18 protein-coding genes and 17 tRNA genes are annotated in these 22,382 nt (G+C 33.0%); 3 read left to right on the forward strand and 32 right to left on the reverse strand.

Annotation, left to right across the window (positions count from 1 at the left end):
• The first annotated feature begins 5 nt into the window (after positions 1-5).
• From DYH56_RS07685 to DYH56_RS07695, 3 genes are read left to right on the forward strand one after another with little or no spacing between them, the layout of a single operon-like run.
• Positions 6-1,067, forward strand: coding sequence for a 3-methyl-2-oxobutanoate dehydrogenase subunit VorB (locus DYH56_RS07685; protein WP_114642280.1), 1,062 nt, complete (start codon positions 6-8; stop codon positions 1,065-1,067).
• Positions 1,067-1,816 carry a thiamine pyrophosphate-dependent enzyme gene (locus DYH56_RS07690; RefSeq protein ID WP_114642281.1) on the forward strand — a complete coding sequence of 250 codons (750 nt, stop codon included), beginning with the start codon at positions 1,067-1,069 and terminating at the stop codon, positions 1,814-1,816. Before DYH56_RS07685 ends, DYH56_RS07690 begins: the two co-directional genes overlap by 1 nt.
• Complete coding sequence (locus tag DYH56_RS07695) at positions 1,816-2,355, forward strand: 2-oxoacid:ferredoxin oxidoreductase subunit gamma family protein (RefSeq protein ID WP_199532992.1); 540 nt, start codon at positions 1,816-1,818, stop codon at positions 2,353-2,355. Before DYH56_RS07690 ends, DYH56_RS07695 begins: the two co-directional genes overlap by 1 nt.
• Before the next feature lie 194 nt (positions 2,356-2,549).
• Here DYH56_RS07695 and DYH56_RS07700 read toward each other — a convergent pair whose 3' ends face one another.
• The 32 genes from DYH56_RS07700 to DYH56_RS07855 all read right to left on the reverse strand — a co-directional run bounded on the left by DYH56_RS07700 (position 2,550) and on the right by DYH56_RS07855 (position 22,188).
• Positions 2,550-4,538, reverse strand: coding sequence for an LTA synthase family protein (locus DYH56_RS07700; RefSeq protein WP_114642283.1), 1,989 nt, complete (start codon positions 4,536-4,538; stop codon positions 2,550-2,552).
• 22 nt (positions 4,539-4,560) lie between these two features.
• Positions 4,561-5,238 carry a lipopolysaccharide core heptose(II) kinase RfaY gene (locus tag DYH56_RS07705; protein ID WP_114642284.1) on the reverse strand — a complete coding sequence of 226 codons (678 nt, stop codon included), beginning with the start codon at positions 5,236-5,238 and terminating at the stop codon, positions 4,561-4,563.
• 112 nt (positions 5,239-5,350) lie between these two features.
• Positions 5,351-6,361, reverse strand: a complete 1,011-nt coding sequence (gene waaF, locus DYH56_RS07710; protein WP_114642285.1) for a lipopolysaccharide heptosyltransferase II — start codon at positions 6,359-6,361, stop codon at positions 5,351-5,353.
• A gap of 122 nt (positions 6,362-6,483) precedes the next feature.
• Positions 6,484-7,527 carry a glycosyltransferase family 9 protein gene (locus DYH56_RS07715; protein ID WP_114642286.1) on the reverse strand — a complete coding sequence of 348 codons (1,044 nt, stop codon included), beginning with the start codon at positions 7,525-7,527 and terminating at the stop codon, positions 6,484-6,486.
• Positions 7,524-8,276, reverse strand: a complete 753-nt coding sequence (locus DYH56_RS07720) for a lipopolysaccharide core heptose(II) kinase RfaY (protein ID WP_114642287.1) — start codon at positions 8,274-8,276, stop codon at positions 7,524-7,526. Before DYH56_RS07720 ends, DYH56_RS07715 begins: the two co-directional genes overlap by 4 nt.
• Positions 8,251-9,426 (reverse strand): O-antigen ligase family protein, encoded by a 1,176-nt coding sequence (locus DYH56_RS07725; protein WP_114642288.1) that lies wholly within the window; start codon positions 9,424-9,426, stop codon positions 8,251-8,253. Before DYH56_RS07725 ends, DYH56_RS07720 begins: the two co-directional genes overlap by 26 nt.
• Positions 9,427-9,459: 33 nt before the next feature.
• The gene (locus DYH56_RS07730; RefSeq protein ID WP_114642289.1) at positions 9,460-10,626 is read right to left on the reverse strand and encodes a nucleotide sugar dehydrogenase; all 1,167 of its coding nucleotides are present in this window, start codon (positions 10,624-10,626) and stop codon (positions 9,460-9,462) included.
• 3 nt (positions 10,627-10,629) lie between these two features.
• Positions 10,630-11,838 (reverse strand): glycosyltransferase family 4 protein, encoded by a 1,209-nt coding sequence (locus DYH56_RS07735; protein ID WP_114642290.1) that lies wholly within the window; start codon positions 11,836-11,838, stop codon positions 10,630-10,632.
• A 15-nt stretch (positions 11,839-11,853) separates the two neighbouring features.
• On the reverse strand, positions 11,854-13,029 hold the full coding sequence (locus tag DYH56_RS07740; protein WP_114642291.1) for a glycosyltransferase: 1,176 nt from the start codon (positions 13,027-13,029) through the stop codon (positions 11,854-11,856).
• 74 nt (positions 13,030-13,103) lie between these two features.
• Positions 13,104-14,258, reverse strand: coding sequence for a glycosyltransferase family 9 protein (locus tag DYH56_RS07745; RefSeq protein ID WP_114642292.1), 1,155 nt, complete (start codon positions 14,256-14,258; stop codon positions 13,104-13,106).
• 20 nt (positions 14,259-14,278) lie between these two features.
• On the reverse strand, positions 14,279-15,244 hold the full coding sequence (locus tag DYH56_RS07750) for a hypothetical protein (RefSeq protein WP_114642293.1): 966 nt from the start codon (positions 15,242-15,244) through the stop codon (positions 14,279-14,281).
• A 44-nt stretch (positions 15,245-15,288) separates the two neighbouring features.
• Positions 15,289-16,314 (reverse strand): glycosyltransferase family 9 protein, encoded by a 1,026-nt coding sequence (locus tag DYH56_RS07755; protein ID WP_114642294.1) that lies wholly within the window; start codon positions 16,312-16,314, stop codon positions 15,289-15,291.
• 434 nt (positions 16,315-16,748) lie between these two features.
• Positions 16,749-17,501 carry a glycosyltransferase family 2 protein gene (locus tag DYH56_RS07760; RefSeq protein ID WP_114642295.1) on the reverse strand — a complete coding sequence of 251 codons (753 nt, stop codon included), beginning with the start codon at positions 17,499-17,501 and terminating at the stop codon, positions 16,749-16,751.
• A gap of 104 nt (positions 17,502-17,605) precedes the next feature.
• A tRNA-Gln gene (locus tag DYH56_RS07765) sits at positions 17,606-17,680 on the reverse strand.
• Positions 17,681-17,697: 17 nt separating this feature from the next.
• Positions 17,698-17,773: transfer RNA gene (locus DYH56_RS07770), tRNA-Thr, on the reverse strand.
• A gap of 21 nt (positions 17,774-17,794) precedes the next feature.
• A tRNA-Asp gene (locus DYH56_RS07775) sits at positions 17,795-17,871 on the reverse strand.
• Positions 17,872-17,891: 20 nt separating this feature from the next.
• Positions 17,892-17,967, reverse strand: a tRNA-Val gene (locus DYH56_RS07780).
• An 11-nt stretch (positions 17,968-17,978) separates the two neighbouring features.
• Positions 17,979-18,053 (reverse strand) — tRNA-Glu (locus DYH56_RS07785).
• Between the two features lie 9 nt (positions 18,054-18,062).
• Positions 18,063-18,139, reverse strand: a tRNA-Met gene (locus DYH56_RS07790).
• A 6-nt stretch (positions 18,140-18,145) separates the two neighbouring features.
• Positions 18,146-18,221, reverse strand: a tRNA-Ala gene (locus tag DYH56_RS07795).
• Between the two features lie 4 nt (positions 18,222-18,225).
• A tRNA-Ile gene (locus DYH56_RS07800) sits at positions 18,226-18,302 on the reverse strand.
• A gap of 3 nt (positions 18,303-18,305) precedes the next feature.
• Positions 18,306-18,390, reverse strand: a tRNA-Tyr gene (locus DYH56_RS07805).
• Between the two features lie 28 nt (positions 18,391-18,418).
• Positions 18,419-18,506, reverse strand: a tRNA-Leu gene (locus DYH56_RS07810).
• 41 nt (positions 18,507-18,547) lie between these two features.
• Positions 18,548-18,622: transfer RNA gene (locus DYH56_RS07815), tRNA-Glu, on the reverse strand.
• 14 nt (positions 18,623-18,636) lie between these two features.
• Positions 18,637-18,713 (reverse strand) — tRNA-Ile (locus DYH56_RS07820).
• 5 nt (positions 18,714-18,718) lie between these two features.
• A tRNA-Arg gene (locus DYH56_RS07825) sits at positions 18,719-18,795 on the reverse strand.
• 5 nt (positions 18,796-18,800) lie between these two features.
• Positions 18,801-18,876: transfer RNA gene (locus DYH56_RS07830), tRNA-Lys, on the reverse strand.
• Between the two features lie 3 nt (positions 18,877-18,879).
• Positions 18,880-18,955: transfer RNA gene (locus DYH56_RS07835), tRNA-Gly, on the reverse strand.
• Between the two features lie 26 nt (positions 18,956-18,981).
• A tRNA-Met gene (locus tag DYH56_RS07840) sits at positions 18,982-19,058 on the reverse strand.
• Positions 19,059-19,078: 20 nt separating this feature from the next.
• Positions 19,079-19,166: transfer RNA gene (locus DYH56_RS07845), tRNA-Leu, on the reverse strand.
• Between the two features lie 87 nt (positions 19,167-19,253).
• On the reverse strand, positions 19,254-19,985 hold the full coding sequence (locus DYH56_RS07850; protein WP_114642296.1) for a PD-(D/E)XK nuclease family protein: 732 nt from the start codon (positions 19,983-19,985) through the stop codon (positions 19,254-19,256).
• Between the two features lie 67 nt (positions 19,986-20,052).
• Complete coding sequence (locus DYH56_RS07855; RefSeq protein ID WP_114642297.1) at positions 20,053-22,188, reverse strand: UvrD-helicase domain-containing protein; 2,136 nt, start codon at positions 22,186-22,188, stop codon at positions 20,053-20,055.
• Positions 22,189-22,382: the final 194 nt, after the last annotated feature.

Below are 22,382 nucleotides of genomic sequence, written 5' to 3' on the forward strand. Positions count from 1 at the left end.
AAATAATGTCTAAAGTACTTATGAAAGGTAACGAAGCCGTTGGTGCAGCAGCTATTAAAGCTGGATGTAAATATTTCTTCGGTTATCCTATCACGCCACAAAATGAAATTCCAGAATATATGTCTAAAAAACTTCCTGAAGTTGGAGGAGAATTTGTTCAAGCTGAATCTGAAGTAGCTGCTATAAACATGGTTTACGGTGCTGCTGGATGTGGAGCAAGAGTAATGACTTCGTCTTCTTCGCCCGGTATGGCACTTAAGCAAGAGGGAATCTCTTACTTAGTTGGAGCAGAATTACCAGCTGTTCTAGTAAATATGATGAGAGGGGGTCCTGGTTTAGGAGGGATTCAACCTGCTCAATCTGACTATTTCATGTCAGTTAAAGGTGGAGGTAATGGAGACTACTTCATGCCGGTATATGCTCCTGCATCTATTCAAGAAACAGTTGATCTGATTCAAGAAGCTTTCGACGTAGCTGATCAATACAGAACTCCAGTTATGGTAATAGCTGATGGTATGATCGGTCAAATGATGGAGCCTGTAGAATTTAAAGATGTTACTCATAGAAAATTAGAGGAAAAAACTTGGGCAACTGACGGAACTAAAGAAGAGAGAAAACCTAATGTTATCAATTCTTTATTCTTAGATGCTCAAGACTTAGAAGATCATATTCTTAAATTAGAAGAAAAATATAACTTAATGGCAGAAAACGAATGCAGATGGGAAGAATATAAGTTAGAAGGTGCTGAAATAGTAATCGCTGCTTATGGAACTACTGCTAGAATCGTAAAAAATGCTATCGATATTTTAGAAAAAGATGGAATCAAGGTAGGATTAATCAGACCAATTACATTATGGCCATTCCCTGATAAGGCATTTGATCACATTGATTCTACTACAAAAACTGTATTAACAGTTGAGATGAGTAGAGGACAAATGATCGAAGATGTTAGATTAGCTTTAAATGGTAAATTACCTACTGCATTCTACGGAAGAACTGGGGGAGTTATCCCAACTCCTGCTGGCGTTGTAGAAGCAGTTAAGAAACTTGTTGGAGGTGCTAAATAATGGCAGTTGTTTTTAAAGAAACAAAGGGACTTACAGATGCTAAAACTCACTATTGTCCTGGATGTACCCACGGAATTGTTCATAGATTAGTTGGAGAAGTTTTAGAAGAATTAGGAGTATTAGGAGAAGCTATCGGTGTTGCACCAGTTGGATGTTCTGTACTTGCATATAAATATTTTAATTGTGATGTCCATCAAGCTGCCCATGGAAGAGCTCCAGCTGTAGCTACTGGTATCAGAAGAGTTCATCCTGATAAAGTAGTATTTACTTATCAAGGAGATGGAGATTTAGCTTCTATCGGTGCTGCTGAGATCGTTCATGCTGCTGCTAGAGGAGAAAAATTCACAACTATATTCATCAACAATGCTATCTATGGAATGACTGGTGGGCAAATGGCTCCTACTACTTTAGTAGGTCAAAAAGCTACTACAGCTCCATTAGGTAGAGATCCTAAAAAAGTTGGAATGCCTATGAGAGTCTCTGAGATGTTAGCTACTTTAGACGGTGCTAAATTCGTAGAAAGATGTACTGTTCATAATCCAGCTGGCGTTAGAAAGACTAAAACTGCCATCAAAAAAGCTTTTGAAATGCAAATGCGTGGAGAAGGTTTTGGAATCGTAGAAATATTATCTACATGTCCTACAAACTGGGGAATGACTCCTGTTGATTCATTAAAATGGTTAGAAGAAAATATGATTCCATATTACCCATTAGGTAATATCAGAACTCCTGAAGGAGGGGATAAATAATGAATGAGAAAGTAATCGCTGCCGGATTTGGTGGACAAGGTGTAATGTCTTTAGGTCAATTATTAGCATACGCTGGAATGATAGAAGAGAAACAAGTTTCATGGTTACCATCTTATGGTCCTGAAATGAGAGGAGGAACTGCTAACTGTGGTGTTATCGTTTCTGATGGTCTTATTGGATCACCTGTAGTTGTAGGAGATGCCACATGTTTAATAGCTATGAATAAGCCTTCTTTAGATAAATTTGAAGTAGATGTAATTTCTGGGGGGAAAATACTTATCAACTCATCTTTAATCAAGGAAAAAACAACTAGAACCGATGTTGATGCATACTATATCGATGCAAATGCAATCGCTGAATCTTGTGGAACTGTTAAAGCAGCTAACATGGTTATGTTAGGAGCTTTCTTAGAACTTACTAAAACTGTAGACCACGATAGTGTTTTACAAGCTTTCGTAAAAGTATTCGGAGAAAATAAAGCTAAATTTGTTCCTATGAACAGAGAAGCTTTAAATAAAGGTGCAGAAGCAGTAAAATAAGCTTTTTTCTATATAATTCAATTTAAAAGGAGTCGGGAACATAGTTCTCAACTCCTTTTTTTAATTTTTTATCACAAAGAAATGAGATAAAGAGGCTCACCAAGTTAAGCAATTCTAAGTTCCGAATTCAAAACTTAAAATTATTTTCTCCGTGGACCTTTGTGTACTCTTTTCTTTGTGCTGAATACGAGTTATTAGTTTGTCAACGAGATATCATCATCTACATCTCCAAAACTTCTCTTTCTTACCATAATTTCTGATAACTGCATGTGTAACTTTATGAAGTTCTCCATCTTTTCTATATCTTTTTCTTTCCCATTGGAATCTATATTTTTTAATGTTTTCCTATCTTTAAGGGTAAATTTTCTTCCATTTTTTTCATAGTAGTAATCTTTATATATAATTACTGCTTTTTCAAATTTTTTAGGAGATTTTGCGTAAGCCATCCTCTCCCCATCTTTTGCATCGAGAAGATCCTTTCCCCATGACGCGTTCTTATACAATCCGCCTAAATAACCCATAATTGTCGGCAGGATATCTACCTGTGCTCCTACACTATCTACCCTCTGAGGTTTCAATGACCCGTCTGGAGTATAGAGAAATAATGGAATATTATGATATAATCCACTAAAAGAATGGTCCCCTACAATTACAAAAAGTGTATCCATATACCAGGGTTCATCCTTGATACTCTCAAAAAATTCCTCAAAGGCTGTATCCATATATCTATAGGCATTATATCTCATCATAAGGGAGTCATCGTTATCTGGGTTAGGGTCTCTTTCCCCATATTTTTTTCTATACTCCTCCAGCCTGTCGTATTCATTTGGTATTTCAAATGGACTGTGGTTGGATATAGTCAGTATCTCTGCAAAGAACGGTTCCTTTAATTTTTTTATCTCTTTGACACTTCTGTCAAACAACACTGTATCCGGTGCACCCCAGTGGTATTTGGAAGTTATTTCTTTGGGAAAATCTTTTTTTCCTGTAAAATTATCCATCCCGTTAGTCAGAAGAACTCCCTGCATATTATCAAAATTTAATCTGGATCCGTGGTAAAAATTAGTGTTATAACCCCTGTCTTTTAATATTCTGGGCAGACCATAAAATGGTTTCTGCACAGCCGGGTCACGCATGAGATCCCTTCCTACCTGTACCGGGAAAGATACATTGGTAGACAACACGCCATTTCTGGTTCTTGTCCCATTTCCATAGAAGCTGGTAAATAAGACTCCTTTTTTAGATAGCTCACTAAAATAAGGTGCCAGGTCAGGATCGTTGTGCCCCAGTGCTCCTACGTATTGTCCTGAGAAACTTTCAGCTATGATCAGAACTACATTTTTATTTCGGAGAGGTCTTTTTGTATCTGTAATTCTAAGTAGAGGATTTTGATCACTTAAAAATTCATTATTTTCGGTTCCCACTAATTCCCTGCTCCTTTTAATCAATTCATCGTTATCAAAAAACTCTAATTTTTTCATATCAATATTTTTAAACTCTATCTGTCTTTCTATAGAATGGATCAGAGACAGCATCCCGTTTTGTGTCATTTGGTTAGCTAAAAGTTTCTTAGAAAAGAATCCATGTTCTACATTTCTAGGTCTATTCTGTAACCCTCTTATTCCGACAAATACAATTAAAATCAAAATTATAAAACTTAAAATATTCTTCTTTGTCTTTCCCAGCCTGTCGGTTAAATAAATTTCTTTTAAATTTTTATAAGACAGACATAGGTTTATTATTGTCAGTATACATATCAACCCGTATATCAAAGGAAGGTTGAAGATAGCTCCCATATTTCCATAGATCTCACTATCCCCTGCATATTCAAAGATCGATGCATCTAGCTGGGTCTTAAATTCCCTGAAATAATAAACATTTCCTGCTGAAAAAAATATGGTTATAAACATTAAAATTCCATAGATTCCCATGGAAATTTTAAACCAGATTTTTTTTAATGGTATTATCCTGGAAACTAAAAATAATAATAGTAAACCAGCCATTACCATTCCTCCGACGGAGGCATCAAACTTAACCCCTATATAAAACCCCTTAAAAATTTCATCCCATGTGAGACCCCCATTATTGTTTACATTTAAAAACCAAATTCTTGTAAAACATAAGGTAATCAATATTAAAATATATTGATTCATGAAACTCTTTAATATTCCTTTTTTTTTCATTTAAGCTCCCCTTTAAAAAAATTTATTTACCCTTTAATTTTTTTCTTACCCTTCCCCACCAATGAAGAAAATTATTTAATCCTTTAGCTCCCCTGTAATAAATATCATTTTTTTCATAGTCTATATCTCCGGGACAGCTCTCCTCCAAATATATATATTCATACCTGGCTCCAAACTTTCCATATTTATTTTTTGAAAATTTTGAATCTATAATATAGACATGTTTGTTATCAATAATAAAATTAACCAGCTGGGAATCCCCGTGTAAATATCCCGACCGATGAATTTTATCCAGTTCATTTTTAATAACCTTTAAATGTTTTATCGATCCTGTTTCCCCCGAAAGATATCCGCATATAAAATACGAATCCACCACAAATCCATATTTTCTTTTTTCGAAAGCTAAAATAGGTTTATACGTCAGCAGTCCTGCCTTATGAATTTTTTCTGCCTGTATAAACTCACGATAAGATTCCGCCCCCCTGAAGATAGAAAGAAATCTCTGCCATTTCCGGCTGTTTTTTTCCCTGGGAACTTTAAATACTAATTTCTCTCCTTCAAAAGTAAATAAACTAACCTTACTTCTATTGTCATCTTTAAATACCTTCTCTATCTTTAATTTTTCCAAATTATCTAATATTTTCAGATATTTTTCATCTTTATAGTAAATAGTAATATCATTATTTTTTTTTGTTTTCATAAGACCTCTTTTTTATCACGAATAAAAACCATTTTTGACACAGATTTCCAGTACGGGCAATTCATGAATTACCCCTTCATAAATTCAAATTCATTCTATTCGCGACTCTTTTTTAGTTAAAATACTCCTGTATTTTATCGTACACCACTTCCGGCTTAATCTCCAGCATACACTTAAAATGTCCTTTAGGACATTTATCTCCTCCATGTAATCCGCAAGGTCTGCAGTCTAAATCATTGTTTTCCAAGACCTCTGAGTTTTTCGACCACGGAAAGAATCCCAGCTCCCTGGTCGTTGCTCCAAAAATAGCTATTATATGTAACTTTTCAAAGGCTGAAGCTATGTGGATAGGAGAGCTGTCATTGGTAACGATTATATCACCTCTCCTGCAAAGTTCTGCCACGTCCAAGAGACTGGTTTTCCCCATCAAGTTTATTATATTTTTGTCTATATACATATTAAGCATAGACTCTTCATGCCCTCCAATAAGGATAACCCTGTATTCACTTTTTACAGCCAGCTTTTTTAGAAGTTCGTTGAAATATTCCAGGGGCCATCTCTTGGTAAACCATTTACTCCCAGGGGCTAGTAAAATTATTTTTTTCCCCTCTAAATTATTCTTTTTCCATATCTCATCTATCTTTTCCTTCTCCATCTCACTGGGATAGAGAGATAGCTGGTCATCAGCAAAACTATCTAATTCTACAAATGACAGTAATTTTTCTACCTCATGCTTGGATTTATCGTAGGGAATTTTTTTAGTCAGTAAAAAACCTCCACTGGCATTGTCATATCCAATCCTTTTAGGAGCTCCAGTCAATCTGCCCAAGATAGAGCTTCTCAAATATCTATGAGGAATTATCACCTCATCAAACCCCTTATAATTGAGTCTTTTCCCCAGCAGATAAAGCCCCTTAAATCCTTTATGAGCCCCTCTTTTGTCATAGGCTATGATTTCATCCAGATCTGGATTATTTTTCAATACACTGGCTCCTGCCGGAGTAGTTACATAGGTTATACTGCATCCTTCATCTATATATTTAGCCTTTAATTTTTTTATTAGAGGAGTTGATAAAATTATATCTCCAATAAATGCCGTATGTATTATTAATATTTTTTTCAAACTAAAGCCTCCTCTATGATTTTATTTTTGTTCGTATACATAATCGCTTATTATTATAACATATTTAATAAAATATATAAAAGGAGAAAGAAATTCTTTCTCCTTTACACCTGTTAATATTTTTAATTTATATAGCTGCCCATCATCTCATCTATTATAGGCAGGACCCTTTCGGGAGTTATCAATTCATACTCCTCTTTATGAGTCTCCGGCCTCTCTATCTTCAGTTCCCTGATAATATCATCTGGTTCTATCCCACGATGCCTGTCATTGGCATTGGACAGCCATTCTTTTTTTTCTGCCCTGGGTGAAAATATAGCAAAACTAGGGATATCAAGTCCCTGAGCAATATGCCTTGGTCCCCCTTCGTTTCCTACAAACATATCACAATTAGAAAGCAGCATAGCTAATTCCCTTATGGATCTTGTTGTTACATTGGAAAAAATATCTTCTCTGTCTCCTAATTCTCTATGTATATTTTTGGCAAATTCTTTCTCTGCCGGTGAATAATAAAATATTCCCTGGGCATTGTATTTATCCAAAATAGTTATAATCAATTTTTTCATATTTTCAGGATTCCATATTTTTTCGGGTCTTCTGCTGTTTATGGCAAATGCAAAAATAGGCTTATTAAAATCTATCCCCGCCTCTGTCATCCTTTCCTTCATCATCTTTTTTTCATTATCTGTGAGCACTACCCTGTAGGTAGTATCATATTTTATATCTATTCCGGAATCTTCCAATGGTTTCAGCATATGTAAAAATTTATCCACCTTATCACGAGATACCTCAGGCTCTTTCACTGAATGAGTATAAGTGTATCCTCTTTTGGGTTTCCATCTTCCTATACGATATTCTGCCGATCTGCCAAACAGAGTAAACAACTCGGATTTAGGAGTAGACATAATATCTATGATAATATCGTATTTTAATCTGGTTACCTTCCATACCTTAGCCGCATATTTAAAAGGATTCTTTCTTTCTTCCTTAGTTATAGATATTACATTATCTATTGCAGGGTGACCCTCAAATAAAGGCGCTATATGATCATAGACTACATAATCTATCCTGGCATGCGGATAAGTTTTCCTCAGGGATTCACATATTGGTGTAGCCAATAGTGAATCACCAATTTGTTTAAATCTTACTATTAATATTTTTTTCATATCTTCCACCCTTGATCTCTTTTCTTTTTCTTCCACTTTTTTATTTTTTCAACGTATTTATTTTTCTTCCCGTATTTAACAAAATACGCTAAGTAATACCATATATTCTTAGGATAGTTAAATAATTCTATTCCATTTAACTTATATTCTAAAGCCAAGCGATCTTCAGAAAATGTAAATACCTCATAATATTTTCTATACTCTCCAAGCCAATATTTTTTTCCCTGCGTATCGATAGTTCTCAACTTACCGTCTTTCATCATAAAATTAGAAGTATTTGCGTCACCATGATAATGTTTAGATTTATGTAATTTTTTTAAGAATTCTACTGCTGTAAATATATCTTTTTTTTCTAATGATGATCCTTCTGCATATTCCATAACTAAGTAACTATCCACTATCATCCCGTTTTTTCTTTTAACTATGGCCATCAACGGTCTCACAAATTCATCAAAATTATGTTCATCGATCAAAGTATTTACATTTTTTAAGGTCGATAAGGATTCTCCACCTTTAAACATGGTAAAAAATTTTCTTTGAGGAATACGATGCTCATTTCTAGGAGATTTTAAAATATATTTTTCAGTTTCAAACTCAAGCCCGACAACATAGTTTCGTTTTGTAACTTTAAATTCTTGAAACATTTCTATATCTGTGTCTACTATATTTTTCCCCAACTTTAAAAAGTTTTTATTTTTTTCTAGATAAAATATTTTATAATCTTTATATTCTGCTCTCTTTATAATCATTATTTTCCTCTTTTATAATTTCTTTTTTATCCTCTATTCCATAATTAATAACACTGTACAATATAAAATACATCACATATACATATGCATTTTTATTCATATTCGACTCAAATATGCCTAAAAATAAAAGTACTGTAGTTATAGGGAGTAAAATATTTAGTTTATTTTTTTTATAAGCTTCCTTTAACATCAATACAAACATTGATAAAAACCCTATAAATCCTACAACTCCGGTTTCACATAATAACCCTAAATAATCACTGTGTGCACTATAGTATCTGCCTCCAGGCTTAGTCTTGTAATTTTTTCGTGAAGCACGATCATAGTTTGATATCCCTACTCCTAAGATTGGATTTTCCTTAAATATATTATAAGCATCTGTCCATACTTCAAATCTCCCTAAATTACTTCTATTCTTCTTTATATCAACTATTGTTTGAGCTTTTGATATATACCTTTGTATTATAGGGGTATCCTTAAATGAAAATATCAATACCGAACTCAATATAAGTAGTATTAAAATCTCTTTTATTTTTTTATTTATTAATAAAGCCACAAATATTCCTATCACCATCGCCAACCATGCCGATCTGGTATTTGATAGTAGTACAGCAAACATTGTTGTTAAACTAATGATCAATAACAATATTTTTTTCCTTTTTTCTTCTTCTAATATAAATAAATTAAAAATATATACTGAAATAAATGTTATATAATAAGAGTAGTGCCAAATTCCATATCCGCCATCTATTCTTAGATGGTTTCCACCCTTATATGGAATTAATTCAAAGAAATATTGAGATATTCCCATACACGCAAATATTAATCCCCCTAAAACAAACCCATAATCAAAATATTTTTTCTTCATGGGCAAAAAATTAAATATAATCACAGGTGCTATTACAGCTCGTATGATCCTATTAAAATGGGTCAGTGATGCCTCTCTATCAATAGAAGTTATAAAAGATAACCCTATTAATAATAAAAATATTAATATTCCAATATGCTCTTTCTCTAGCTTAAATTTTTCTTTATATTTAATTTTTCTATATACAACGCTAATAAATAATATCGATAATATCGGTACGACTCCCTTAAAAGCTAATATTACCAATAATCCTAATAGAGCAATAACTAAATTTATATACACCCTTCTCTCTCCTTTTATAATTTAATTATTTTTTTAATCTCTCCTATATAGATCTCTTGTATAAACTTTCTCCTCTACATCGACTAAAGCATCACATAATCTATTAGCTACAATAACATCTGATATTTTTTTAAATTCTTCTAAATTTTTTATAACTCTTGAATGAAAGAAATTTTCTTCTTTTAATACTGGTTCATAAACTACTACTTCTATACCCTTAGCTTTTATCCTCTTCATTATACCCTGAATGGCTGATGCTCTAAAGTTATCTGAATCGGTTTTCATTGTTAATCTATAGATACCTACTATTTTAGGATTTTTTGCTAATATTCTATCTGCAATAAAATCTTTTCTTGTGGTATTTGCATCTACTATAGCTTGAATTATATTGTTGGGTACTTCGGAATAATTAGCTCTAAGCTGTTTGGTATCCTTTGGTAAACAATATCCACCATATCCAAATGAAGGATTATTATAATGATTCCCTATCCTCGGATCTAAACCTACTCCCTCTATAATTTGTTTACTGTCCAACCCATGAGCTTCTGCATATGAATCTAATTCATTAAAATATGCTACCCTCATAGCTAGGTATGTATTAGAAAATAATTTTATAGCTTCTGCCTCTGTAGATTCGGTAAATAATACAGATATTTCTTCCCTAATAGCCCCTTCTTTAAGTAAATCAGCAAAAATTGCAGCCCTTTCAGATTTTTCACCTACAATTATTCTCGAAGGATGAAGGTTGTCATAAAGTGCCTTCCCTTCCCTTAAAAATTCAGGAGAAAAGATGATATTATCTATTCCAAATTTTTCCTTAATACTTTTTGTATATCCCACTGGTACGGTTGATTTAATTACCATAGTTGCATTGGGGTTTATCTCAAGCACATCTTTAATTACCGATTCTACAGACTCGGTATTAAAATAATTTGTTTCTGTATCATAATCTGTAGGAGTAGCTATAATTATGTATTCTGCTTCTTCATAAGCTTCTTTTTTATCTAAAGTGGCTTTTAAGTTCAAATCTTTATTTTTTAAATATTCTGAAATTTCTCTGTCCACTATTGGTGATTTTTTTTTATTAATCATGTTCACTTTTTCTTCTACTACATCTAATGCAACTACTTCATTATTTTGAGCTAAAAGTATTGCATTAGATAAGCCAACATATCCTGTTCCTGCTACCGCTATCTTCATTATTTACCTCTCTTTCATTAATAATTTAATTCTATCTCTTAGTTTACCGACACTTTTTTCCCATAAAAAATTATCTGAATGTTTTATAGTTTTATCATATTTATCTTCTAAATCTATTTTCCCATCAATTACTTCTTGAATATATTTTGAATATCCTTCCAGATCTTTTTGCTCAATGATTTTCCCGCTCATTTGATGGTTTGTTAAGTCTTCTGCTCCGCTTACACGACTAACTACTATATGCTCGCCAAAATACATGGCTTCTAAAAATACATTAGCAAAGGATTCCCATCTAGAAGTCATCATAAATATTTTTGCTTTATTATGATAGCTGTACAGCAAAGCCTTATCAGTTACATACCCTAAAAACTTAACCCTTTCTTTATGTTGTGGGTTTTCCTTATAAAATTTATTGATAGTTTCTTTAAATTCTTCTTCAACCGGTCCTGCCAGTACCACTTTCCAATTTTTAAGGTCAACATTATTTAATACTTCTAAGAAAAATTCAGTATTCTTTTGTTCAGTTCCTAACCTACAAGCAGTAAAAATTATATTTTCTTTCTCTTCATATGATTTTCTTTGAATATTTAGTTTTTCTAATGACTTCAGGTCAAATCCATTTGGAATATGTAATAATTTATTTGAAACATCTACTCCTGCATATCCATTTTTTAGCAATCCTTCATATGCATTTTCTGCTTCTACACTATATATATCTATTGTTTCTGCCAATTTTTTTCTTTTTTTAAATTCATTTTTCCATTTCCTTTTCTTAAAGAACTCTTTTATCGTTTTAGGGTTCTTTGTTAACCATTTTACCTCATTTTGAAATATAGAATATTCAAAATCTCCTTTAATGAAAATTAAACCATTTGGATTTGATAATTTATAAAAAAATGCATTCCAATAACTACACTTTGTTAAATGGTATAACATTAATACATCTATTTTTTTAGCTTCTTTATAAATTTTTATATACAAAGGTATTCTTTTTATAAATTTTGTTATATTTTCATTGGGTAAAAATGAAAATAATTGTTTTATTTGTTTTATTTTTACCTTTTTATGTTCTTCAGGCAAATCTTTTTTTAAATTATAAGTTATCACTTCTGATTCCCAACCAAAATAATTCATATATGCTGGATACATCATTTGAGGTTTTCCTAATTTCATATGGTCTAATTCTTCATATATAATAGTAAATTTTTTCATCTAATTACCTCTCAATTATTTTAACATCTCAATAAATTGTTTTATTATTTTTTCTATTGAAAAATCTAATACTCTATTTTTAGAATTTTTCATATAATTTTCTAAACTTTTAGGATTTTTTAGTGTTTCATATACTAATTCTGTAAATTTTTCTATATCTCCTACATTTACTAAACCGCCACTTTTCCCGTCTTCCAATATTTCTTTTGGACCTGTAGGACAATCATATGCTATTACCGGTGTTCCACAGACCATTGATTCTGCTAGTACTAATCCAAAACCTTCTCCATATGATGGGTGTAAAAAAAGTGATGCATTTCTCATCCAAACGTATGGATTAGATTTTTGCCCTAGTAAAAAAACTTCTTTTTTTAATCCTAATTCTTCTATTAGCTTTTCTAACTTTTCTTTTTCAGGACCTTCACCTAATATATATAACTTTTCTTTAATCCCTAAAACTTTTAACTTTGCATATATTTTTATAAGATCCTCTCGTCCTTTACCATGAACTAACCTAGATACACCTATTAAATATTTTTCTTTAATTAAATTTTTTTCCTCATTGTTAAGATTTTTCATATCTTGTGACGTAGTTTTTACCTCATCTATATCTAAAGGATTATAAAGTCTTATAACTTTTTCTATCTCTGCTGGATAAATTTCTCTCAATTCTTCTGTCATCTCATCACAAATTGTTACCAATTTATCGTATCCTTTTAACCGTTCTCTTCGTCTTTCTCTTTTTTTCCCTTTTTTTGCTGCAATACTATAATGAAACCATCCTATTTTTTTTGAAGTTTTTATTTTATCTAAATATTTTCCTAAACTCATATCAAAATCAATAACTACATCGATATCGTCATTCTTTTGAAAAAAAGATTTTAAAAATATTTTCATTTGTATTTTTTCTATCTCCCTCATTATTTGATAAATTATATTGTAGAATATGTTTTTCCTTTTCGATGACATTTTTTCCCTAAAATTAACCATTTTCCTACTTTTAATAAAAGTACACTTTAAGTTTTTAGGTAATTCTTTGTATAAAACATTTTTTTCTGGATCATTTTCTTTTATAAGTAATTCTATCTCTAAATCTTCTTGAAGACTTAATGCATGAAGATATCTAGTCAATACTTTTTCTATTCCACCCATGAATAATTGTCCGTTATATATTAATACTTTTTTTTTCATAATTTATCTCCTAAAATAATTTATCTATTTATTTTTGAATACCCTTTCTAAAAACTTATCTATTCTTTCCGCTTTTAACTCAACTCTATTTCCTCAACATGAAATTCATTTATATCAGCTTCTTCGTTTTCTCCTAAACTTGGTTCAGCATATATCTGCTTTACTTTAGGTGAGTTAGCTCCCCACACAAGGCTGTTTAACTCCCCAGACCCTTCATCTGACCTATAGATGGCTGCCATTTTTTTATCTAAAGCGACTCCTAAATGAACTATAGAAGTATCTGGCGTAATTATTAAATCAGATACCTTGATAATTGATGCAGTATCTAATATTGTAAATATTTTTTCATTTAGGTAGACCCTCTCTAAATTTATTTCTTCTGCTATTTTTTTCAATTCTACTAATTTATCCGGCGAATACACAAAAGTTACTGCAGTATCTTCTTCTTTTAATATTTCCCCTACTATTTCCTTAATTTTCTTTTCATTTAAAGTCCTGTATTTGCTCGCCCCATATGGGTTTATACAGATCAATTTTTTTTCTTTTATTCTCTCTCTGAATTCTATTCCGAATTTTAAATTTTCTTCTGAAAGGTGTATATCATAGGATAGATTTGGATTTTTTATTCCTAATATTTTTAAATATTCTTTATATCTATTAGTTATATGCTTTTCTCCGTCTATATACTCCACAGACACATCAAATAAGTTCCAATCATCCTTATTGAGTCCCATATTGACCCTAGCCATGCAAAGGTTAATAAACTTCATCTGCTTAACTCTCAGAATTTCTGAAAAATCAATTAAAAGATCATATTTTTCTTCCATTATCTTATGAGCTAAGTTTTTTAATTCCCTGTCGGATTTACTGTAATCATAGATCGCATCCACATGGGGATTATTCACTATAACCTGTTTATTGGCTCCTCTGGTGACTACTCCGATCTTTACCCCTGGATATACCTTCTTAATTTCACGAAACATCAAGGTATTGATGATCATATCCCCGATCTTCCCGTCATTTCTTATAAATAAAATAGACCTTATATTTTCTTCTTTGATTAAATTATTATGCTTTATCTTCTTTAGCTCCAACCTCGGTTTCTCTTTATTAAAGAGAAACCATAAAAAAGAAGAGTTATTTTTTCTATCCCACAAAAACCTTCCCAAAGCCAATCTTTTAGGTCTCAAAAAATCCTGTAATTTTCTATTTAATTCCCTAATTCCCATTATTCCCCCCTACATTTTTACTATATATATCGGTCTAATATTTCATCTAATTCATTTATTTCAGTTCTGTTTCCACCCATATGAATCACACTGTCAAAGACATAGTTTTTCATTCTTTTACTGATCTTACTCCTAATTCTTTTCTTTAATTCAACCATCTCTATTAAAAATCCTTTTTCTCTTTTACTTAGATTAGTTTCGGCCCATAATACAATTATTTTTAATTCTTCATCCTTTATCCTGTCCCATTTTTGTTGTACTCTGCCAAAAATGTTATTTCCACTGCAATAAACTTCTTCTAAAAATTGCTTTAATTCATTTTGGGTATCAAACTCTAAAACAACCTCTTTAGTAATATATGATTTTGTGGAAATTTCTTTTTTTATATTCTTTAAATATTTATGAGCTGGAGCCCAGATAAGCATATTAGTTTGCGGATAAAATTTTTTTCTCAAATTATTATATTCTTCTAGAATGATCTCTATATTATTTTGATTAAAATTATTTTTTAACCAATTAAAATCGTAGTCAGCTTCATGTTTTTTTCGAAAATCATATTTAACATCTACTCTTTTCTTTCCCTTATATAAAGCCATTGATAATTTAAAAACCTCATCTTTTAATATTTTTTCACCATTAGATATCAATATAGGCTGCTTTTCATTTTTTTCTTTTATTTTTTTTTCTAATTCTTTTTTATTTATAAAGTTTTCTATTATCTTTAAATACTCATCATTCTTTTCTTCAATACCTTTTATTCCCATATAATTCAAAATCACATCATATCTTAGATACCTTCCATTTAATACGTCTATATTATTTAAAAATAATTCTTCACTATCGATATATAATTTTAAATTATCATATCTTTGAAAATCATTAAATTTTCTAGGAAAAAATATAAATAGATTAAATATCGTTATTAGCTTCTCTAACCTTTTTTCTAAACTATTAAATAATTTTTCTCTTAAACTTTTTTTTCTCATATTAACTTACCGCCTTTATGATTAAAATTATTTTTTACTCGATATCAATCTTTTCTAAGTTTAAGTGTTATGGCTTTCACTATCTCTTCCCTTGTCTCATCTGTATAGCTGTCAAAAAATTTATGTTTATAGTTTTCTTTTTTATCCCTGTCAGGAATTATATAGGTTACATCCCTATGCCCGAATACTCCCCATCTCAGAGGTGCCTGGGTTTTTTTATTGGGATAGATAGCCACAATACTCTTTTTCAATGATCCAGCTATATGGGTCGGCCCTGTTGATCCGCCAAAATATACATCTGCTCTATCTATCATAGCAGCCAGGTTTAGGAGATCTCCTCCATTGGCATACAGGTATCCCCTCTGATTTCCTATACCATCTAAGATCCTCTGTCCTCTGTCTTCTTCCGATATATGACACGTCAATACTACATTTATATTTTCAGCCTTATCCAGTACGGCCTTTATTAACTCTACATATTCTTCATCACTTATATTTTTGGCACTCCCACCCATAAATGGATTGATTACCAATAGTGGAGATTTTATCTCCTTTTCTGCTATGAATATTTCTACTGCTTTTTTATGTTTTTCCTCATAACAGATCTCGGTATTTAACTCAAATAAATCATCAAATTTTTTAGGATCTAATTTTTTCACCAAATCTAAATTATACTCAGCTTCATTTTTGATGGACTTGGATCTTTTCTGTAAAACGCCTTTATTGTATGTAAAAAACGATTTTATTTTTGATAATGGACCTATTTTAATGGGTGCACCGCTGGCTTTAGCCAATTGCATCACAAATTCATCGTTATACAGTGCTATAAATACATCTGCTTTAAAATATTTTATTTTTTCTATTAATTCTACCCTTCTATAATCATCTATTTTAACTACTCTATCAATATAAGGTAAATTTTTTACTATCTCATAGTTATATTTTCTTACCAAAACTGTTATTTCGGCATTGGGATACATTTTTTTTACCATAAAAAAACTGGGGATCGACAATACCAAATCCCCTATCTTATCTGTTCTGGATATTATGATCCTTTTTATATCTTTCATAAGCCACGTCCTTATTTTCACAATTTTACTAATATTTAAAATCCTTTTTTTTTGACACAGATTACACAGATAGGTTATATGAATATCAAAATCAAGTATAATTAAAACTTAATTTTAAATGCATTCTGATTTCCACAGATTTAGAACCTAATCTTTGCCACTAATCTACACTAATTGATATACGATGTGTATACGAGTATTAATTTTGTTCATATTTAATAAAAAAAATTAAATATATAAATTTCTCTATCACTTAATAAAAAAATTTAAATGTATCTAATTTTATTAGTGAAAATTAGTGTTCATTGGTGGTTAAGTTTTTTTCTTCTCCATTGTATATTCTAAATTAGAAAACCATCTGCGATTATCTTTATTTTATCCGTGTATGCACAGCATCAACGTTCTATTCTTGGGATTAATTCGCGGTCTAGTTATTAGTTGCTCTTTTTCTCCAACTCCCTTAACTTAAAATATTTGGCCATAGTATACATCCCACTAAACAACGCTATTATCAAACCTTCTACACCATCTAAAAATCCCAACCTAAATATATACATCCTTATAAATTTAAAAAATGGGTTGATTACTATATTAAAAAAACTGGATTTTTTCCCCCTTTTGAGATATTCCTCTGCCCCCAAGGTAGTATATCTGTCAAATCTGGTTATATAAGCACTCAAAGTCAGATATGTATGGTGGTATATCTTCTCTTTTATCCTTCCCTTAACCGATCCTGTTTCAAATTCTTCATGGACTAGGTTATCACTTACCTTTACAAGGCCATTTTTCCACAATCTGGTAGCATATTGATTGGACCACCCGCCATATTTCAGTTCCTTTCCAAAACATACCGAACATCTGTTTATCTCATAGACTTCATATTGATTTTTTCCGTCTATTATCGTTTTAATTCTTTCTTTTAATTCTTCACTTATTACTTCATCTGCATCAATTAGAAGGATCCATTCGCCCTTACATTTTTCTATTACAGAGTTTTTTTGAGGACCGAATCCCTTCCAATCTTCAGTGTAAACTGTAGCTCCTTTGGATTCAGCTATCTCTACAGTCTTATCCGAACTATTGCTGTCTACAATTATTATCTCGTCAGCCAGTTCCCTTACAGCTTCTAAAGTTTTTCCCAAAATTCGTTCTTCATTATATGTTATTATTCCTACCGATAACTTCATATTTATTCACTCCAATTTTTTTCATCATTCTTTAGATTATACCATATATATATTCAAATTTATATATACAAAAAAACACCCCGAAGGGTGTTAAAATTTATAGTTGGCTGGGCTGGCAGGATTCGAACCTGCGCATGACGCAGTCAAAGTGCGTTGCCTTACCGCTTGGCGACAGCCCAACAAGTTACTATATATATGGTGCCGCTTATCGGAGTCGAACCAATCACCTACTGATTACAAGTCAGTTGCTCTACCAGATGAGCTAAAGCGGCATACATATGTTTATAATTTAATGGCGGGAGTGACGAGACTCGAACTCGCGACATCCTGCGTGACAGGCAGGCACTCTAACCAACTGAGCTACACCCCCATAAATTATAAAGTTTTAAATGGTGCTCACAACTGGACTTGAACCAGTGACCCCCTGCTTGTAAGGCAGGTGCTCTCCCAACTGAGCTATGCGAGCTTATTACAATTTGGTACTCCGTAGGGGAGTTGAACCCCTCCCGCTTGAGTGAAAACCAAGAATCCTAACCGATAGACGAACGGAGCAAATTGTAATGGTGCCTTGAAATGGATTCGAACCATCGACCGCTCGGGTATGAACCGAGTGCTCTAGCCAACTGAGCTATCAAGGCATATTTTGGTGGAGATAAGCGGGGTCGAACCGCTGACCTCCGCAGTGCAAGTGCGGCGCTCTCCCAACTGAGCTATATCCCCAAAATGGTACGCCTAAGTGGACTTGAACCACCGACCTCACGCTTATCAGGCGTGCGCTCTAACCAGCTGAGCTATAGGCGTAGATGGTGGTTGGAGAAGGATTTGAACCTTCGAAGGCTGAGCCGGCAGATTTACAGTCTGCTCCCTTTGACCACTCGGGAATCCAACCACACAATGTGTGTATAAATTGTTTTAAATGGTGCCTAGGGCGGGACTTGAACCCGCACGTCCACAGAGGACACGGGATTTTAAGTCCCGTGCGTCTACCGATTCCGCCACCCAGGCATAATCATTTAGAACAATTATTTAATTTTTTTATTTCAGTATGGTACTCCGTAGGGGAGTTGAACCCCTCCCGCTTGAGTGAAAACCAAGAATCCTAACCGATAGACGAACGGAGCACACTTGAAATAAATGGTGGATCTAGCTGGAGTTGAACCAGCGACCACTCGGTTATGAGCCGAGTGCTCTAACCAACTGAGCTATAGATCCATATATGGTGAACCTGAAGGGATTTGAACCCCTGACCCACGCCTTAGAAGGGCGTTGCTCTATCCAGCTGAGCTACAGATTCATATATGGTGCGCCACACAGGGTTTGAACCTGTGACAACTCGATTAAAAGTCGAGTGCTCTACCAGCTGAGCTAGTGGCGCTTATGGAGCGGGAAACCAGGTTCGAACTGGCGACATTCAGCTTGGAAGGCTGACGCTCTACCAACTGAGCTATTCCCGCATACATATATGGTTATTCAATTGTTTTGGTGGCGGGAGCAAGATTTGAACTTACGACCTTCGGGTTATGAGCCCGACGAGCTACCAGGCTGCTCTATCCCGCGACATGGATTTGTGTTTTAAATGGTGCCTAGGGCGGGACTTGAACCCGCACGTCCACAGAGGACACGGGATTTTAAGTCCCGTGCGTCTACCGATTCCGCCACCCAGGCATAATCATTTAAAACGTTTATTCTTTTCGTCTGTGAGTTCGTTGCGTTTTTCGCTTTCCCTCGCGGACAAGAAGAAGTATACCGTGTTTACAAGTTTTCGTCAACACTTTTTTTTATTTTTTGTGAAGTTTTTTTGATTTTTTTTTTACAGAAGCTCTCAAACCCACATTTTAAACAGGTTTCATCGTTTTTTGATGCAAAAAAATTTTTATTTTTTTTTATTTCACCTATTTTTTTTTTAAATATTTTTTTATTTTTTTCATGTTTTTTTTCATTATATTCTATAAAAATTTTGTTTTTAGGGTAATTTAATTGAAAATATTCCATACTGATATCTTCTATTTTCATCTTTGGAAAAATTTTTTTCAAATTTTCTCCTAAAAGAAACATATAAACTTTTGTCTGAATATTCTCCTCCACAACTCCTACGTTATATGGATTTTTATTTGTTTTAAAATCCACGATCTTTATTTTGTTGTCTTCTATAATAAGTAAATCGTATTTTGCCATAAGCTTAATTTCATCTTTATCCTGCCTTATCTCAAATTCACTCCTGCAATCTATATCTTCGGGATATTTTTCTTCCAATACAGCCATCCACTCCAAAAGCTGTTCATCTTCTATATAGAAGAAATCTTTCATCCCATTAAAATACCTTTCAGCCAGGATATGAAAATTCGTCCCCCTCTCCACACTCTTCTTCAATTCAGGATCTATTCCCTTTCCCGATATACCGTCTATATAGATATATTCAAACATCTTTGGACATCGTTCAAATATACCCAATGAATTTTGACTGTAATAAAAATTTTCTTTCATATGTTTCAACTCCCTTCTTTTCCAAAATTCCCTTGCGCTAGGGGTAATTCATGAATTACCCCTAACTTCAAGAATTGACCCTGCTCTTTACAAACTTTTCTATCTCCCCTAAATAATATACTCCATTTTCTGCATTCCCGCTGATCATGAGATATTCCCTGGCTCTGGTTATCCCCACATAGAGCAGCCTTGTATTTTCTGCTATCTTCTCCAGTTTATTGTTTACTACCCCGATCTCTGTATTTCTATCCACAAACTCCCTCACGAACTCTTTTTCTGTAAAAATTTGAGGATATTCATATTCTTTCTTCAGATAATAACATTGACCATAGTTAGTTTCGTTCAGGTGTACAGGAAAAGTTCTATTGTCCACTCCTGCCAAATAAACAAAATCCCATTCCATCCCCTTACTCCTGTGGTAGCTGGACAGGGTCACCTTAAATTTTTCCTTATTTTCTAAAACCCCTTCCTCTTCCACGGCCTTGGCCATATAACTGAATTCACTATTCTTTGCTTTCTTTAAATTAGAAGCCAGATCCAGTAAACTCCATTTAGGGTTATATTTCAATATTTTTTTCAGGTCATAGGATATTTTTTCTATCAACAGCCTTTTTTCATCATGAATTTCAAATATTTCTCCTATAAAGACTATCACCTTTTCCAGGGAACTCTGGTTTAAGTCCAATACAGCCCGGATTTTTTTTAAAATAGCTTTATATTTTTTCAATGAAAATTTATCCAATCTTGGATTTCCCTCTCCATAAAGAACATCTTCTAAAAGATTGGATCTTATAAATTTTGAGATTATTTCCCTGACCTCCCTTTCGTCATCCACAAAAAAATTATCTTCCAGGAGTTTAACCAGTCTTTTATTTTCAAAGGGCCGGGCCAGATATTCTAAAAAATCTCCTAAAAAATTCATGAGTTCCAGCAGACTCTCAGGAATATCGCTGAGGATCTGAAAATCTATCTTTTTTCTCCTAAATATCCTGGCTATCTCATCGATCCTATAATTAGTAGGTAGGAGAATTCCTACACTTTTCTCGGGATATTTTTTAATAAATCCTTCTATCCCTCTTATCAGCCTGTCTTTTTCCTCTTCCCAGCCCAAAACTTTTATAGTTTTCACCCCATATCCATCTATCTTTGGATTAGAAGGTATCTCACCCTCCAATACAGGTTTTATAAACTGTGGCTGCAGAGCTGTCCTAACCTTTTCAAGGGGATGTCTCATGGTTACAATTTCTACCAGATAATTAGCTACCTCTATTATGCCCCTTGTACTTCTGCCGGCAGTAAACATCTCCACCTTTGGATTAGATCTTATAAATTTTTTAAAGATCTCTGGGGAACTGGAAGTAAATGTCCCCAATATACTCTGGTTAGGATCTCCTACTTTGACCAGATTTCCGTTAAATATCAGATTTATTATCTTATTTTGGAGGGTGTTGCTGTCCTGAGCTTCATCTTCGAATATATATCTATATTTCAATTTAAGTTCTTCCGTCAGGACAGGGGTTTGTTTCAATAATTTATATGTATAAAATAAGATATCATCATAATCCAAGAGTCCGTCTTTTTTACACTCCAGGTCGTATCTGTAAAACAGCTCTCCCACGACCCTCAACAAGCTGTCTTTTCTATATTTTTTACTGCGGCTATACAGTCTTTTAGCAGTCATCCCTTTATTTTTCATCACACCGATCATCTTCAAGGTTAAGTTGACCAGTTCCTTGTCCCACCTGACCTGTATCCCAGTCCCACCATATTTGGCATCTAAAAATGAATCCAAATCTCCAGGTTTTTCCCTCCTATAATTCATCACAACCAGACTCATCAAATAATATTTATTGGCATCTGTCATAGTCTGGAACCCCTCTGTAATGCCCACACTATCCCCATGCTCCCTCAGAAGATCCGATCCTAGCTTATGGATGGTTTTTATTTGAAACTTCCTGTACAGTTCATATTCGTCTCTTTTTTGCAGCAATTCCATTATTCTATGTTTAAAATTATTTACAGATGAATTCATATAGGTCAGGATCAAAATTTCCTCTTCCCCTTCCAATTCTTTTACTAATTTAGCAGCTAACCTGCTGAGGATAAAAGTCTTCCCCCCTCCGGGAACTGCCGGGATAGCCATTTTCCCTCCAGTGTAGTTCATTATCAGCTCCTGTTCCCGTCTATATCTAATCTCTTCCATAAACTCCTCCTGCCTGCTTTCTTTTTTTTATTATATATTTTTTTTATTCCAACTCCTAATTTTTAATTTCCACCTTCCAAAAACGACTCCCTTTTAACCATCAAAAAGTTAAATTTTACGCTTGAATTTTAATCGTCAATATTATATACTGTCTTTGAAAATAAAGAGAAAAAAATCACAAATCAAATTAATGG

This window comes from Psychrilyobacter piezotolerans (assembly GCF_003391055.1).
Taxonomy (GTDB): domain Bacteria; phylum Fusobacteriota; class Fusobacteriia; order Fusobacteriales; family Fusobacteriaceae; genus Psychrilyobacter; species Psychrilyobacter piezotolerans.